Annotated in this window: 12 protein-coding genes; 8 read left to right on the top strand and 4 right to left on the bottom strand. The window is 55.5% G+C overall.

Annotated features, from left to right (window positions below):
- Positions 1 to 30 precede the first annotated feature (30 nt).
- Positions 31 to 813, bottom strand: a complete 783-nt coding sequence (locus FDY93_RS04845; protein WP_138234627.1) for an OmpW/AlkL family protein — start codon at positions 811 to 813, stop codon at positions 31 to 33.
- A gap of 270 nt (positions 814 to 1,083) precedes the next feature.
- Here FDY93_RS04845 and FDY93_RS04840 point away from each other — a divergent pair, with 270 nt between their 5' ends.
- From FDY93_RS04840 to FDY93_RS04810, 7 genes are all read left to right on the top strand, one after another.
- Positions 1,084 to 3,468 carry a TonB-dependent receptor gene (locus FDY93_RS04840; protein WP_138234626.1) on the top strand — a complete coding sequence of 795 codons (2,385 nt, stop codon included), beginning with the start codon at positions 1,084 to 1,086 and terminating at the stop codon, positions 3,466 to 3,468.
- A 101-nt stretch (positions 3,469 to 3,569) separates the two neighbouring features.
- On the top strand, positions 3,570 to 4,241 hold the full coding sequence (locus tag FDY93_RS04835; RefSeq protein WP_425462488.1) for a response regulator transcription factor: 672 nt from the start codon (positions 3,570 to 3,572) through the stop codon (positions 4,239 to 4,241).
- Entirely contained in the window at positions 4,241 to 5,512 is a 1,272-nt protein-coding gene (locus tag FDY93_RS04830; RefSeq protein ID WP_138234625.1) for a sensor histidine kinase, read from the top strand. Before FDY93_RS04835 ends, FDY93_RS04830 begins: the two co-directional genes overlap by 1 nt.
- Positions 5,513 to 6,051: 539 nt before the next feature.
- Positions 6,052 to 7,947: a 3'-5' exonuclease gene (locus tag FDY93_RS04825; protein WP_138234624.1), complete on the top strand. Its 1,896-nt coding sequence runs from the start codon at positions 6,052 to 6,054 to the stop codon at positions 7,945 to 7,947.
- Between the two features lie 192 nt (positions 7,948 to 8,139).
- Complete coding sequence (locus FDY93_RS04820) at positions 8,140 to 10,521, top strand: DNA polymerase II (RefSeq protein WP_138234623.1); 2,382 nt, start codon at positions 8,140 to 8,142, stop codon at positions 10,519 to 10,521.
- Positions 10,522 to 10,535: 14 nt separating this feature from the next.
- Positions 10,536 to 11,108 (top strand): cation efflux transmembrane domain-containing protein, encoded by a 573-nt coding sequence (locus FDY93_RS04815; protein ID WP_246068464.1) that lies wholly within the window; start codon positions 10,536 to 10,538, stop codon positions 11,106 to 11,108.
- 74 nt (positions 11,109 to 11,182) lie between these two features.
- Positions 11,183 to 12,106 carry a M14 family metallopeptidase gene (locus tag FDY93_RS04810; protein ID WP_138234622.1) on the top strand — a complete coding sequence of 308 codons (924 nt, stop codon included), beginning with the start codon at positions 11,183 to 11,185 and terminating at the stop codon, positions 12,104 to 12,106.
- A gap of 115 nt (positions 12,107 to 12,221) precedes the next feature.
- On the opposite strand, the gene FDY93_RS04805 is transcribed toward FDY93_RS04810, so the two are convergent.
- Complete coding sequence (locus FDY93_RS04805) at positions 12,222 to 13,868, bottom strand: pyridoxamine 5'-phosphate oxidase family protein (protein ID WP_138234621.1); 1,647 nt, start codon at positions 13,866 to 13,868, stop codon at positions 12,222 to 12,224.
- Between the two features lie 18 nt (positions 13,869 to 13,886).
- Complete coding sequence (locus tag FDY93_RS04800) at positions 13,887 to 14,369, bottom strand: VOC family protein (protein ID WP_220446100.1); 483 nt, start codon at positions 14,367 to 14,369, stop codon at positions 13,887 to 13,889.
- 37 nt (positions 14,370 to 14,406) lie between these two features.
- Here FDY93_RS04800 and FDY93_RS04795 point away from each other — a divergent pair, with 37 nt between their 5' ends.
- A complete protein-coding gene (locus FDY93_RS04795) occupies positions 14,407 to 15,306 on the top strand; it encodes a LysR family transcriptional regulator (RefSeq protein WP_138234620.1) in 900 nt (299 codons plus the stop codon).
- A gap of 108 nt (positions 15,307 to 15,414) precedes the next feature.
- Here FDY93_RS04795 and FDY93_RS04790 read toward each other — a convergent pair whose 3' ends face one another.
- Positions 15,415 to 16,503, bottom strand: a complete 1,089-nt coding sequence (locus FDY93_RS04790; RefSeq protein ID WP_138234619.1) for a lipid A deacylase LpxR family protein — start codon at positions 16,501 to 16,503, stop codon at positions 15,415 to 15,417.
- Between the last annotated feature and the right edge of the window lie 111 nt (positions 16,504 to 16,614).

The raw sequence follows: 16,614 nt of genomic DNA, 5'->3' as shown, positions 1-16,614 counted from the left end.
CGCCCAGTAAAATCTGCCGAATTCAGAAAGTCAGAAAGAGAATTTGTACCCTACTGACAGATTGAACATCCACGGATCATAGATGTAGTCGCCGGAATAGGACTCGAAAAACGGCTCTACATCCGGGGGCGGCGGAACGTCATCCAACAGCTGTATCCGCATATCGGTTACGGATCGTGCATACACCGCGGCGACATTGACCAGCCAGGCGCTTTCGCGTCCGAAATTGAAATCCATACCCACTTGCCAGGTGTAGCCCCAGGAGTACCCCATATCGAAATTGCCGCGCAGGCCAAATTCAGCCAGGTCGTCGCGAAGTGCACGGCTAACGCTGCTGTCACCGAAGTCGGTATAGCTGATTCCACCACCTATATAGGGCTGAACCATACAGGTATCATCCAGGGGGTAGAATTTCAGGCTCATTGTACTGATATCGGCGTCAAAACTGACCACATCACGAAATTCGACATTTTCGAAGCCCGGCGAGAAAAAGACGTCAGCGTGACTGCTGGTATGCTTGTCGCCGTCCATATAGCCAAGCTCGATGCCCCAATGCTCTATCGGTTTCCACTCAAGGTTTATGGACCAACCCCACTCGGAACCCGGATCAACGGTAGAGCGAAACGCATCGAAAAACTGGAAGGTATCGTCGACAAAACTAACCTTGTCCTCCCGTGGATCAATATAATAGCCGCCAACGCGGACAATAAAGTCCTGTGGTCCGCTCAAGCCGAGGGTGCCCGCAGAGACCGAGCTGGAAAATGCCAGAGCCAAAGGCGCCAAGATAGGTGGAAATTTCAACATCCGTTTCATTCAAGGTAACTCCTTATATACCCACGGAATAAAAAGTGTAATACACCCATTTATGACTTAAGGGAAAAACAACTCACTTTACGTGCCAAATAGCCTGGTGCCGGTATCTCCCTTGAGTTGAACCGGCAGTGGATAACGGGCTCTGATACAGTTTTCACATCTCAGCGACATTTCAGTCACATTTGCGCTGCTAACCTCCCAGCGTTTCACCAATTAATAACGGCAGATCGTTGTCGGGACAAAAAAGGGTATAGCAAGGGATATAACAATATGAGCAGACAATTTCGGCAGGTATCGGGTTTGACTCTATCGGCGCTGTTGATGGGGTCTCCACTGTATACCCACGCAGCAGAAGCGCCCGGTGCGTTGACCATTGTGGTCAAGGATCAGAATACGGACCGGCCACTCTCATCCGCGCAGATCAAGCTCAGGGAGCGGGAAACCAATACCATGCGAACTGTGGAAACCGATGAACAGGGTCGTATTGTCGTTGAACTGCTTGACCCCGGTCTCTACTCGGTGAACGTGGCCAAAGGTGGGTTTAATACATCTTATGAGCCAAGCGTGCGCGTGGTTACGCGCAAGAATCTCAAAATAGAATTCGAGCTTCGCGAGCAGGCCCTCGAGGAAGTGGAGGTTCGGGCACAGCAAGCCGATGCATTGGCGTCCGCTAGCAGCACCTACCTGGATAGGGAGGCGTTGCGAAGTGCTGTTGGCGGTGGCTCAGATCCGCTGCTCTCGCTGGACGGTTTACCCGGCCTGGCATCCGCCAGTGAATTTGCGAGCTTCAGCGTACGCGGCCGTGGCCCAAGGGATAATTTGCTGTTCGTGGATGATTTTCCCTTTGATAAAGCGGTGCACTTTGATGCGACGCTGGGCGAAGAGGAAGATGTCGGTGGCGGCGGCCGTTTCTCGATTTTCGCCCCGAACGTGATCAGCGGCGCGGAGTTTTCACCGGGTGGGTGGAGTGCGGCCTATGGTGGCCGGGCTGCATCGTTACTCAAACTGGAAGTCGCCGATGGCAACCCAAGCCCTTCTGCGAGTCTGCGCTTCGACATTGCCGGCTATGAAGTGGGTTACGATGGTCCTGCCGGTATCACGGAAGACTCTACCTTGCTCGTTTCTGCGCGCCGATTAGACTTCGGCTCCTTTTTTGAAACAATCGAAGAACTCGATATTGGCGCGCCGGTTTTAAGGGACGTTATCGTAAAGTCGGTTGTGCCTGTCAATCAGAACCACGCGCTCGAAGTGCTGTTGATAGACACGCACGAAGACTATTATCGCGATGTGACGCACGTTTTTTACTCGCCCAATTTCGAGGATGCTGCGCTTCAATATTCTGAACAGGATAGTGATCTGTACGGTTTCACTTTGCGCTCATTGGTCGGTGAAGATGCTGTGTGGACCAACAAGATTTTCTATCGCATTAGCGACAAGATCAGTTCGGAGGGGGAATCCTTTCCGGATCTCGTACCTGAGGGATCACCTGCGTCCAGCTTTCCGGTGCGGGAAGACATTATTACCATTGGTGAGGGTGAGAAGGAGATCGGCTGGCGAAGCGACTTCGAGACGGTGAATCAGTGGGGTGTGTTCAGTGCCGGTGTTCGCGTGACCCAAACTGAACTGGACTATAGCACCGTCCTGGATGGGGATTGGATCCGGTTTGTCTACGACGACGATGACTTCAGGCCAGACCCTGATCAGCGCTTTATTGTGCTGACGCCCGAAAACCTCAATTCTTCACTGAATGAGAAAGCAACCAGCTACGCAGGTTACGTAGAGCAGGTTTTTGAGCTTGGAAATTGGGATTTTCGCTCCGGTGTGCGGTTAGAACAGGACGGTTTTGCCGACCAAAGCTTCGCGTCCCCCAGGTTCAGCGTCAATTGGCGGCCGGGTAATGCGTTTCGATATTTTGCAACGGCAGGGCTCTTTCATCAGTCACCACGGTTTCTGGAGCTTGCCGCAAACGAGTCGAACAACCTGGAGAATGAAGAAATCACACACGCCAGTCTCGGTTTCGAATATTCCCCGAACAACAGTTGGTCGGTGTTGACGGAAGCCTATTACCAAAACCTCGACAAGCTGGTGGTGGACCTTGACCGGGCAAGTGGCACCTTTGCCAACATTGGTGACGGCACGTCATATGGTTTCGATGTGGTGGCCAACGCTACGATTCGTGAGGGCATTTACGCCACCGCGACGTACTCTTATAACGATGCCGAAGTGGACCGGAAAGATGGTCGCGGTGCCGTGGCCGCTGACTTCAGCCGCGAGCATGTCGCTACCCTCGGCCTGACCTGGGAAATCAGCGACCGCTGGAAGGTGGCGGGGCGCTACAAATACCTCTCTGGCTTGCCAGGCGACGAGTTTATTATCCATGCCGACGTGCTGGGAGCCGGGCAACCTTTGCGCCACTCGAAAGAGATCACAGAGCGCAACGTCGGTCGCAATAGCGGCTCCGGTATGTTTAACGTTCGCGTTGACTATCGGCGTGCCTTTGGCCCGGTGGATGCAACAGCCTTTCTCGATGTCATCAACCTGACGGCGGCGTCATCGAGTGATGATACGGAGTTTGACTACCGTCGAGGTGTTCAAGTGGAAGACGAAAGCGAAGCCGAACCGCTTATTGGTCTGCGGCTGGACTATGCATGGTAAATCGTGCCTGGTAATTCGTGCCCGGTAAATAGTGGCCTGGTAAATCGTGCCTGGTAAGGGGGTAGGGGATGGTACATACGCTAGGTGCGGCACCGATCAGAGTGCTGATTGTCGAAGACAACCGCGATATTTGTGAGAACATTGCGGCTTATCTGGAAAAGCATAACTATGTTATGGATTTTGCCTATGACGGCATAAGCGCTATGCACCTGGCGTTGTCCAACCCGTTCGACGTGATTGTTCTGGATCTGATGCTTCCAAGGATGGATGGCCTGAGTTTCTGCCAAAAGCTGCGAGCCGATGCCGAAGTGGATACGCCCGTGCTGATGCTGACCGCGAGAGACACGCTGGACGATAAACTCAAGGGGTTCGAAGTGGGTGCCGATGACTATCTTGTCAAGCCGTTCGCATTACAGGAGCTGCATGCGCGGCTGCAGGCGCTGTACAAGCGTAGTCACGGCAAAACTGCCAATCTGTTGACGGTAGGTGACCTGACGATGAATAAGTCCACGCTGCAAGTGCATCGCTCAGGGCAGCTCATAGATCTCACCCCTGCGGGTATAAGGCTGCTGCAACGGCTGATGGAAGCGGCACCGGCGGTTGTGGCCCGCGATGATCTCGAAACCTTGCTGTGGGCTGACGAACGCCCCGATGGTGATGCGCTTCGCTCGCACATGTACAAACTGCGGCAGGCAATCGATAGGCCGTTTGATAGCCCGCTTATTCATACGGTGCATCGCATCGGGTACCGAATGGCAGAGGGTGTTCAGTAATGTACAGGTACAGTTTACGCAAGCGTGTCGCTATTGCGTTTGCACTGTGTGTTGCTGTGCTCAGTGTAGCCTGGGGATTCGCGTTCTTCTCTGCAATCAGATTGAGTGAAGACCATGTGCTGGCGAATCAGCTAAAGCAAGCCGCCGAAAGCTACCCCTCTCTGACGATGAACCTGCGCGGATACGATGAGATTGCTAGCCTGCCGGAATCACTCAGGGAATGGGCGCAGACAAATCCCGATGAGGGAATGTACGAATTCGAAACCGAAGAGCTGCATGTCGCGGTGGTACCTATCGAGAATGGAAAGCAGGCTGCCGACAATGAGCAGCGACGCGCATTTGTGGTTTTTGACGTTGCCGGGATTGAGGCTGCGTCGTCAGAGGATTGGTGGTGGCTGCTTGCTATCACGGGTGCCGTGGGCACGCTTGGTGCGCTTGGTTTCGGGCTGGGCGTTCTTGTGATGCGCAGAGCGGTCGCCCCCGTCGTGCAGCTCGCCAAAGTGGTCGCGGACATCGATCCGGAAAAGCTATCGGCCGACGATCTTAAGCTCATAGAGTCCAGCCGGTTCGGTGATGATGAGGTCGGCGTGCTCGCCAAGACCATCGAAAAGACCCTTGAGCGGATCAGCGCATTTGTAGAGCGGGAGCGATACTTTACCGGTTCAGCCAGCCATGAATTGCGGACGCCGATCACAGTGATCATGGGCGCGCTTGAGCTGTTGGAGCAGAGCGATCTGTCAACGGCCGATGCGAAAGTAGTCGATCGTGTGAGGCGTGCTACCTTCGAAATGAAAGCCACGATTGAAACGTTCTTGTGCCTCGCTCGCGAAGCCGACGATGGGCTGTATGACGAGCAGTTTTCGGTGATGCCGCTGGTAAGCCAGGCAATAGACCAGCATCGCCACCTGTTAAACGGCAAGTTTGTCGATGTTGAAATCGACTTGAACGACGTTGAAATCGATGATCTTTCAAAACCCATTGCCTGCGGCCATTCACAGGCGTTTTCCATCGCGGTCAATAATCTGGTGCGCAATGCGTTCCAGCACACGCTTGACGGGCAGGGGCCGATCACGATTCACATCAAAGAGCGCGTGCTATTCGTCACCAATCAAGTGAGTAGTGAAGCTAATGAGCGGCACACACCAACCGAGCCCCCGTCAAGCGGATATGGTCTGGGCCTGGGTATTGTTCAGCGGTTGTGTGAACGCAATGGCTGGTCGTTTTCATTGCACGCTGATGAGGCACGTGTAGCCGCCAGTCTCGCGTGGTGACGAGGGCAGGCCGCGCCCAAGTGACCGATAACTTATAGCTTCGTTAATACCGCGAACATCGGTTACACCGGCAGACCCTCAAGGTCGCCTTGACGGTATTCAACGGTAAGGAAGTCGCCGCAGATGATATCGACCTACTGGTGCGCGCTATATCATGTCATGATGGCTGCCGCCCGGTTACGCCTCAAAAGAGCCTCTCCTTTCTTGTAAACCTTATTCGTTGATCAAAATTTGGTCGGAATGCATGATTTAACCCACGATAACAGTGTGATTCCATCGCAAATTCAGTGAACAGAACCTAAGTTATTGACTTGATAAAGAATTCAAATACTATCGAACGCATAAATATTTGACCGAGTTATCGGATAGCTGTGCCGAAAGGTGGTAGGTCACCGATTATGGTTGTACAACTTGCCCCTTGCGGTAATCACTTGCCGGTGCGAATGCGCGCTGGCGTCCTGTAATCGAGATAGATATGCAAATATCAATCAAGGAAGATCATCTGCCGCTATTTTATACGCACTGCGGCTGAGGGCTTTATGGCTAAATTAATCCCATCCCTCAATTCCTGCCTTTCCAAAATGACCTCCGGCGAAAAGCGCTTTGCTCGGCGCCTCGAAGCATTGCTGGAGGATGATTACCTCTGTTGGTTTGATATCCCCTTGGGTACGAAGCGTCGCTACCCGGATTTCATAATCCTGCATCCCGCAAGAGGCATTCTCTTTTTAGAGGTTAAAGACTGGAAGGCATCCAGTATCAAGCGTGTCAGTCACGCTGAATTTGATCTTGAAACCTCTAGCGGTCGCAAAACGGTAAGCAACCCGATTGAGCAGGCCAGGCAGTGCAGTTATCAAGTTTTACAGGTGCTTGAGCGCGACCCCCAGCTAAAGCAGGTCATGGGAAAGTACAAAGGAAAATTATGTTTCCCATACGGATATGGTGCGGTATTCGCCAATATCACGCGCAATCAAATTGATAAGGGCATACCAGAAGAATATCGCCATAAGCTGCTGCCAGGGCACCTGTTGATCTGCCAGGATGAAATGTCCGATAGCGTTACGGCAGAGGAGTTTCAGGAGCGGTTATGGGGCATGTTCAACTATCAATTTGGCAATAAATTGACGCTGCCTCAGATTGATCGCATCCGCTGGCATTTATTCCCAGAGATCCGTATCGCATCGGCTCAAGAGAATTTGTTTGGTGGAGAGGAGGGTGGTGAAGGTGCGCCGGAGGCCTCATTGGCCGAAAGCATGCCAGGCATTGTAAAAATCATGGATATCCAACAAGAGCAGCTGGCCCGCAGTTTAGGGGATGGTCATCGCGTTGTTCATGGTGTTGCTGGATCTGGCAAAACATTGATTCTGGGGTATAGATGCCTTTATCTGGCAGAGGCGTTGAATAAGCCCATCCTGGTGCTTTGTTTCAATATTACCCTTGCTGCCCGGCTGCGTAGCTTTATCGCTGAAAAGGGGATAAACGATAAAGCTCAGGTTTATCATTTTCACGATTGGTGTGGCGAACAGCTGCGAGCTTACCACGTTGACCTGATCGATACGGATGCTCCCGTTTGGGAGCGGCAAGTGTTCTCCGTGATTGATGCCGTTGAGAAGGGGCATATCCCCAAAGGGCAGTACGGAGCTGTGTTAATTGATGAGGGGCATGATTTTGAGGCAGAGTGGTTAACATTAATTTCTCAAATGGTTGACCCTGAGACGGATTCACTTCTTCTGTTGTATGACGATGCACAGTCTATTTACAAGCGAAAATCAAGTCTCGGGTTTAGCTTGTCGAGCGTGGGAATCAAAGCCCAGGGGCGTACCACGATACTTCGATTAAATTACCGTAATACACGAGAAATCCTTACGTTTGCGTATCAGCTTGCTAAGAACTACTTTTCTCGAAATTCTGATTCAGAAATTCCTCTCATTGAGCCCGAGGCAGCAGGTAAGAGTGGTGTTGAGCCCTACGTAAAATGCGTTGGAACCCTGGAAGAGGAAATTGAGTATGCGGTGCGCTGTTTGAAAGCCTGGAATAATAAAGGAAAGGCATGGAAAGATATGGCTGTGCTATATCCGGGAGGAAGTGCGGGGAAGCTGATGGCTGCGGTATTGAAAAGGGAACGAATACCTTACGCCTGGCTCGCTTCCAGTGAGTATAAAAAGCGCTATGACCCAAATTCTGAAAGTGTCAGCATCATGCCGATCCCCAGCAGTAAGGGCCTGGAGTTCGATACGGTGATTATCCTTGATGCTAGTTATCAGTCTAGCCAACAAGGGGAAGCGGATGTCGATTTGGCTGGGGATGTGCGCCGCATGTATGTTGGTTTGACGCGAGCTCAGGAACAATTGCTGGTGAGCCACCACCGCCGAAATCAGCTGAGTGAATTGTTGGTTGGTCACGGTAGTAATAGGGTTGCGTCAAATTCACAAGGCTAACTTTATTGGGCGCATGAGGGGTCATAATGGCGGTCTGTTCGCAGGCTCAATGACTAGGTACCGCAAGTTCGTGAGGTCGCCAGAGCCCTCTTGCCCAGCTCTGGCGATTGCTGATATCTGTAGATTTATCCAGTAGAATGGCGTCCATCATCAACACAAGCTCCAACTCAGCCATCAACCCAGTACAGCCTCTTGCCTCAAGGATTTCTTCTCACCCGCCACAGCTTTGATCAGCGCGGCAGCACCTGCATCCACTACTGGCTGGCCACGCCCGAGGGCCCGGTCAAGCTGGTTATTGAAGGTGAGCGGCCGGTTTTTATGGTGAAGGTCGCGGACCGCACCCAGGTGGTCGAGGCGCTGGCCGGAGTACCTTACGATTGGCAGCAGCTGGGTTTCCAGACCTTTGGCCGCGAGGATGCGGCCATGCTGTATTTTCCCACCATCGACGCTCACCGCCGGGCGCAAGCCCAGTTGCAAACTCGTGGAATCGAGGTGTTTGAAGCGGATTTTCGTCTCCACGACCGCTACCTGATGGAGCGCTTTGCCCGCGGTGGCCTTTACTTTGAAGGTCTGGCCCAGGCCAAAGACGGTTATACGGAATATCGCAACGTGCGCCTTAAGGGCGCCGAGGTGCAGCCGGACTTCAAGGTGGTTTCTCTGGACGTGGAGTGTTCCGGCCAGGGTGAACTTTATTCCATCGGTCTCTACGGGCATGGTGTGGAAGAGGTGCTGATGGTGGGCAAGCCTGAAAGTGCTGAAACCACCATCCACTGGGTTGATGACGAGCGGGCGCTGCTGGAGGCGCTGGAGGCCAGGATCAAATGCCTGGATCCGGACATCATTATCGGCTGGTCCGTGGTGGACTTTGATTTTCGGCTGCTGCTGAAAAGAGCCGGACGCCATGGTCTGCGCCTGAAGCTGGGGCGCGGTGGCACAGAGGCGCGCTGGCGGGATGGCCGGGAAGGTAGCCAGGGCTTCGTGACGCTGCCGGGCCGTGTGGTGCTGGACGGCATCGATGGGCTGAAGAGCGCCACCTATAACTTCGAAAGCTTCAGCCTGGAGTTTGTGGCCCGGACGCTGTTGGGCAGAGGCAAAGACACCGAAGACGTGGACAACCGCCTGGCAGCAATTGAACAGGACTTTCGCCATAACAAACCCAAGCTGGCCGCCTACAACCTGGAAGACTGCCGCCTGGTCTGGGATATCTTCCAGCACACCCGTTTGCTGGATTACCTGCGCCTGCGGGCCCAACTCACTGGCCTGGAGCTCGACCGCAGCGGCGGTTCGGTGGCGGCCTTTACCAACCTCTACCTGCCCAGGCTACACCGCAGCCGCTATGTGGCGCCCAACTTGCCGGCCGACGGTGGCTTGGCGAGTCCCGGTGGTTATGTGATGGACTCCCGGCCCGGTCTTTACGACAACGTGCTGGTGCTGGATTTCAAGAGCCTTTATCCCAGTATCATCCGCACCTTCAAGATTGATCCTATGGGACTGGTTGAAGGATTGGCTGAGGGATCAGGTGGGGAACCGGAGGAGGGTCGGTCGGATGAAAGCAGCATCCCCGGTTTTCGCGGCGCGCGCTTTTCCCGCGATAAACATTTCCTGCCGGATATCATTACCAATCTCTGGGCCCAGCGGGATATCGCCAAGCAGGAGCAGGATGCCGCCCGCTCCCAGGCCATCAAGATCATCATGAACTCCTTTTACGGGGTGCTAGGAAGTGGGGGTTGCCGTTTTTACGACACGCGTCTGGCCAGCTCCATCACCCTGCGCGGTCACGAGATCATGCAGCAGACGGCCCGCTGGATTGAGGAGCTGGGTCATCAAGTCATTTACGGCGATACCGATTCCACCTTTGTCTGGCTGAGCGGCCGCCCCAGTCCGGAAGAAGCGGCTGCAATCGGCAAGAATCTGGCCCGCGAGATCAACACGCGCTGGCAGCACAAGCTCAAAGACGAGCTGGCGCTGGAGTGCGAGCTGGAGCTGGAATTCGAAACCCACTATCAGCGCTTTTTGATGCCCACCATTCGCGGCTCGGAGGCCGGCTCCAAGAAACGCTATGCGGGTTTGGTAGTGAAAGGGGGCGAGGAGAAGCTGGTATTCAAAGGTCTGGAAACCGTGCGCAGCGACTGGACCCCCCTGGCCAAGCAGTTCCAGACGCAACTCTACGGGATGGTGTTTAAGGGTGAAGATCCGTCCGACTATATTCGCGAGACCGTGGAGAAAACCCGGGCAGGGGAGATGGACGAGCTGTTGGTGTACCGCAAGCGGCTCAGACGCAAGCTGGCGCAATACGTAAAAAACGTTCCGCCCCAAGTGCGCGCGGCGCGGCTGGCCGATGAACTCCGACAGCAGCAGGGGCTGGCACCCCGCTACCAGAACAAGGGCTGGATTCGTTACGTGATCACCCTAAATGGTCCGGAGCCGGTGGATTACTGTCAATCACCGGTGGATTACCAGCACTATATCGACAAGCAGCTCAAGCCCGTGGCGGATGCCATATTACCTTTCATAGATCTGGATTTTGACACTCTGGTGGACGGCCAGCTGGGCCTGTTTGGAGGGGCCGAGTGATGGAGGAAAAGCGCATGGAAAGGAAAACCCTTGTCGCACTTTTGTCCATCAATGCATTCATGTTTTTCCTTGAGCTGGTGCTGGGGTTGATTGCGGAGTCAACCGGTTTGCTCGCGGATTCTCTGGATATGCTGGCGGATGCTTTCGTGTACGGGGTGTCGCTCTATGCGGTTGGTAAGGCGGTGGCGAAAAAGGCAAGTGCAGCGAGAATCAGTGGTTATCTGCAGATTCTGTTGGGCGTGGGCGTGCTCTTCGAGGTGCTTAGGCGTCTGTTTTTTGGCAGCGAACCGCAAAGCACCTTGATTGTTGTGGTGGGTATCGTGGCATTGCTGGCCAATATTGTGTGTCTTGGGCTTATCTCAAAACACCGTAGTGGCGGTGTACACATGCGCGCTTCCTGGATCTTCTCGGTCAATGATGTCCTCGCCAATTTAGGGGTTATTCTGTCCGGTGCTCTTGTTGCGATTCTCGGCAGTAGATATCCGGATTTGTTGATCGGTATGATCATTTCTGCGCTCGTTGTCCGAGGTGGTATCCAAATCGTGCGCGAAGCCAGGGAGGCAGAGAAGTCTGTTCAAGACCGCTGATAAAAAGGCCAGGGCGTCCGCGTTCGAGTGTTAGAATGCCGGCCTGTCTGGTACATCACTGGAGAACTAGCGACATGAATACTGCTCCCGCATTTTATCCAATCGGCACCCCCGGCACGCCATGGGGCGATTCTGAACGCAACCAGTGGTTGTCGCGTCAGGTCCGTCACCGCAGCTACGGGTCTGAGGTGGTAAGCAAGATCGAGTATTTGCGCGCGCGCTTCGATGTGGAGGAGTATGGCCGCCTGGAATACGGCGACGAGAGCTTTCCGCTGCTGGCAATCCGCAGCCGCGATTGGAATGACGATCTGCCGGTGGTGCTGGTGACGGGTGGGGTGCACGGGTACGAAACCAGCGGTGTGCACGGTGCGTTGCAGTTTGTGGATCAACATGCCGCGGATTACGCCGGCCGCGTCAATCTACTGGTCGCTCCCTGCGTCAGCCCCTGGGCCTACGAGCGCATCCACCGCTGGAACCCGAATGCCATCGACCCGAACCGCTCTTTCCGTGAAAACAGCCCGGCGGAGGAGTCCGCGGCGCTGCTGCGACTGGTTGCACCCATTCGCGACCGCGCATTGATGCATATCGACCTGCACGAAACCACCGATACCGACGAAACCGAGTTCCGCCCCGCGCTGGCGGCGCGCGATGGCAAGCCGTTTGAGCCGGGCGGCATTCCCGATGGCTTCTATCTGGTGGACGACAGCGAAAACCCGCAGCCCGAGTTCCAGCAAGCGGTGATCGCGGCGGTGGAGAAGGTCACCCATATCGCCCCGGCGGATGACAACAACGAGATCATCGGCTCACCGGTGGTCGCGCGCGGTGTTATCGAATATCCGCTTAAGCAGCTGGGCCTGTGTGCCAGCATCACCAACGCCCCATACAAGACCACCACAGAAGTCTACCCCGACAGCGCTCGTGCCACTCCCGAGCAGTGCAACGCCGCGCAGGCCGTCGCAGTGTGTGCGGCGATTGACTATGCGCTGGCGCACCAGTAAGAAAGAGCTTTTACTGGTTGGGTAAATTTATGCGCTGTGGTCGCGGAGGCAGGCATTCGGAGTGCGCGGTTCCTCTGGAAAGCATTGTGCTGAAGGCCAAGCTGAGCCCCGATTGTCAGAACGTTTCCGTATGGATACGTTCTGGCTGAACGCCACTCTGGCGGAGGGTGGCGACGATATCGGCCAGGAAGCCTTCGGGGCCACACAGGTAAAAGTCGGCATCCAGTCCCGGGACCAATTCTTTTAGCAGTTCAATGCTGATGCGTCCGCGATGATGGTAATCGTTTCCCTGTCGGTCAGTGTTGCGGGGTTTGCTGTAGACAGCGTTGAAACGGATCTTGTCGTGACGCTTCGCCAGTGCGCGCACTTCATTGGCCAGGGCATGGTGACGGCTGTTGCGCACACCGTGGATAAAATACACGGGCCGTTCGCCTGCCTCCCCAGCCAGGGCATGCAGCATGCTGACCATTGGTGTTACGCCTACACCAGCGCTGACCAGCGCGATGGGGCGGTCATGATGCGCCAGCACAAAGTCGCCCCTTGGCATCCGCGTGTTAACGATGTCTCCCACGGCGAGTGTGTCGTGCAGATATCGTGAAACCGTACCCTGGGGTTCGCGCTTCACGGTAATTCGGTAGCGGCCCTCGCCGGGTGCATTGGACAAGGAATAGGTGCGCCTGATCGGCTGTGTATGTCCCTCGATGCGCACTTCAATCGGCAGATGTTGGCCTGGTGTGAAGTCCGCCAGTGCTGCGCTGTCCTGTGCCACGAATTCGAATGATGTTACGTCTTCGCTTTCTTTCGTCTTTTTGATCAGCCTTAATGGTTGTGAGGGTTCTGGTGCGCTCCACCGCAGTGGCAGGACGCCGTCGAGTTGCACAATCTGCTCGATATCGAAGGCGATCAGGCGCTGTGCGCCGGGGTGCCGCGCCACTTCGGCGGAGTCCCAGTCGATTGTTGCCTGGCCGCTGATCTGCAGCAGGCTGCCCGTGTCAAAGTCCACAAACAGCAGCGCAGCGCGGGGATCGGCAACGAGGTTACCAATGGTGTTGAAGTGGTTGTTGCCAGAATAATCGGGCAGGATCAGCCGCCTGTCGTCGAGGACGGTAACGAACCCCGCCGCGCCCCCGCGATGGGAGGCGTCCATCCCATAACCCACGTGTTGGCCCTGGCCGCGGTAGCCGCTCCCGATAAACAGTGTGGTCGCCGATCCGATCCATGCCTGCATACTACGGGTAAGCCGCTGATAGCGGGTCGCGGACGCGTCGCCTGGCTTGACGCCGACCTGATGCCAGCTTCGCTCGGTAATGTATTGCGGACAGTTGCCGAACGACTGGCCAACAGCGAAGGTGAGGCCATTGGCCCCGGCCGCGTTAATTGTCCCATTCACACGATTGCGTCGCCGCGTATCCAGCTCGATGCCGAGCAGGCCGAGCTCCGCACCCGCAGTCAGCGAGTTTTCCAGCGCATCTCCTGGCAATGCGCGCGCCGCAATATGCAGGCTCGTCGGGTCCGGTGTGCTTATGAAACCGGGCGTCCCTGTGAGCAAGGTCACCCAGGGCCGCCCGGTAGCATCCCGTGCGGCAGCCACAACGAAGGGCAATTGCTTGAAGAACTCCCGATGCTGTTCCGGTAGAAAGGGTCGGACCACCTGGCGCGCCCAGGGTTCAATAGCGTCGCGAACCCCAAGCCGGGCCTGCACCGCCTGCTCGCCTTGATGGAACGGTGACGCATCATCCGATTTCCCATGCAGTGCTTGCATCAGCGCTTCCTCCGGTGTTCAGACGGCGATCAGTTCGAGGCGGATATTGCCCGGAATTCGGCACATCATATGCTGGAGGCCGGAGCTGCCCAGGCCCTCGGGGGCAAACTCAATGTCCAGGTCGTTGCGCTCCCGGAGTTCTGCGTACAGCTGCTCCAGATCCGATGTGGTACCGACGCGAAGCGCAAGGTGGTGAAGACCGATATTGGTGCGGCGGTTGAAGGGAATGGCGTTGGCAGGATCTTCTGCCTGCCACAGTGTGATCATGGTTGCGCCGTCGTTTAGAAAGACCGCTGGGTAATCGGCAACTTCACCGACCTGCTCAAAACCGAGCGCATCTACGAAGAAGGCACGAGCGGCGGCGAGATCGGGCACGGTCAAGCCTACATGATGCACGCCCCGGGTTTTTGCGGAATTCTGGTTCATGGTGTCCTCGCTGATGGGTTTTTCAGTTGATGGCCCAACTGTAGGGAGGAGGGTGGTGTTAATAAATGCCGCCATTCTGATAACATTGCTGCATTTACTGGAGTAATCGGTTATGGATAAACTAGCCGCCATGCGGGTCTTCGTCGAAATCGTCGACCAGGGCAGTTTGACCGCGGCGGCAGAGGCATTGGGCCGCTCACAGCCGTCCGTGGTACGAACGCTTGCCGCGCTTGAGGACCACCTCGGGGCCCGGCTGCTGCGGCGCACCACACGCCGTATGTCCCTGACGCCGGAAGGGCGTGACTATCTGGAGCGCTGCCGCCGGATACTTGCTGACGTCGACGATGCCGAACTGGCCGTCGGCCAGAATGAAGCCGAACCCCGGGGAGACCTTCGCATCACCACGCCGGTGCAGTTCGGGCAACTGCATATGGTGTCGGCAATCTCAGACTTCCTCTCCCGATATGAGCACGTTCGCGTCGATCTGCTATTGCTGGATCGCGTTGTCGACCTGGTTGACGAAGGTATCGACCTGGCGCTGAGAATCGGCCCCCTGGCGGATTCTTCGATGACGGCAATCCGTGTCGGAGAAGTGCGCCGGGTTGTCTGCGCCAGCCCGGCGCTGCTGGAACGAGTCGGGGTGCCGGACCATCCACGCGCATTGTCCCAACTGCCATGCATACGACTGCGGAATCTATCCTCGACGAGTACGTGGCCATTCCGTGATAGCGGACACGACGTCGCCATCAGAGTGAGCGGAAGATTGAGCTGCAACCATATTGCAGCGGGTGTTGCTGCTTGCACGGAAGGTGTGGGCTTCGGGCAGTTCCTCTCCTATCAGGTTCAGCAATTCATCAGTGAGAAAAAATTGTGCAGGGTGCTCGAAGATTTTGAGCCCGAGCCCTTGCCAGTACATCTGGTCTACCCGGGCGGCCGACTGGTATCGACGAGACTGCGAGCGCTCATCAATGCATTGAAGGATTCGCTTCGCAACAGTGAAGCACTTTGGTGATTGGGAAGACCGGTACTTTGATATTTCCGCTGGCCTCTTTGATGGTGATCGTTAGAACAAGGCGCTCTCATCCATGAAAGCACACCGTATGATTTAAGTAGATGAACACTAAAACTCCCGCCAGGCACTGAAGCTACCAAGCCTGGGCGGCTCCTGCTGTTGCTCGAATTCGCGGCTGCGAAAGTAGTGGGCAAAGGCGAATCGCCAGTGCTCATAACTGCCCGCCACGCCAATGCCCAGGTCTGTCATTAGCGATTCGCGCGTGACGCTGTGACTGTTTTTCCAGGTGTTGCCGTCCAGCGTTACGTCATACAAAACGCCGCGTATGTTGGTGACGATAAAGCCGTGCAGTTTCAGTCGGCGGCTGTAATCCATATGGCGTGTGGGGGCGGTATTTTCTGATGCTGGCAATTGGGGAGCACTGCCGAAGTTGTTTGGCAGCTCCGGACCAAACCGCCACTCGGCACCGATATTGAGATCGGTGACCAAGTTTCCCAAGCTGCCTCCGGTGCGCAGTATCAGATCCTGTTGCCAGTCGTCGCCGGTGGGGTTGAACTGCAGGCGTCGCAGACGCTGGGTCGACAGGCGAAAAACAACTTCGTCGCGAAGCTGGTTGTCCCACCCGCGAAATGTCTCCGAGCCCAGTAGCTTGTGCACGCCTTTCTGCAATTCTTCTCCCAGTGCCGAGGGGCCTACCATGCCCAGGCTCAGGCCGGTACTTTGCATGCGATTTTCGTTTCTGCCGTTATAGGTTACTCCGGCAACCAGCACGCCGGCATAGGGGCGGTCTTCCTTCACCAGCTCGCGGGTGTGCCAGTCCCCCGGAGTAAAGATGCCGTGGCCAACGGTCAGCACCATGTTGTACTGATCCCAGCCCTTTGGTTGCAGCCAGCGCAATCCATGATTCAGCCGGCGGTAACCGGATGGCAAGCGGGAATCCTGAAAGCTGTCGACGGTCTGCGAAAGAAAACCGACATTGATACCGTTGGAGTATCCGCGGTCGCTGCCGGCAAAAATGTCGTTGTCGATACGCAGGGTGATGGCCTGCAGCGCGCTGTGGGTATTGTCGGTATCTTCCGCGAGGGACGATGGGCTGAGCGTGCACAGCAGTGCGGAAAAACTGAAGAGAAACAAGTGAAAAAACCGAAGGGTTTTGAGGGAATTTTCGATACGAAAATAATGGGTACTTCTGGGCATGTGACTTCTGAACAGTTGTGGGTTGGGCGGGAAGGCCCTGGTTGGATGCGAATATTTGGGCGGGAGGGCAGTATTAAAGTTTGGTTACCGTGGGATATGTTCGCTTCGTCT

The organism is Microbulbifer harenosus (genome assembly GCF_005771435.1).
Lineage (GTDB): Bacteria > Pseudomonadota > Gammaproteobacteria > Pseudomonadales > Cellvibrionaceae > Microbulbifer > Microbulbifer harenosus.
Note: the sequence above shows the minus strand (reverse complement) of the source record. Positions and strands in the feature narration are given on the sequence as shown.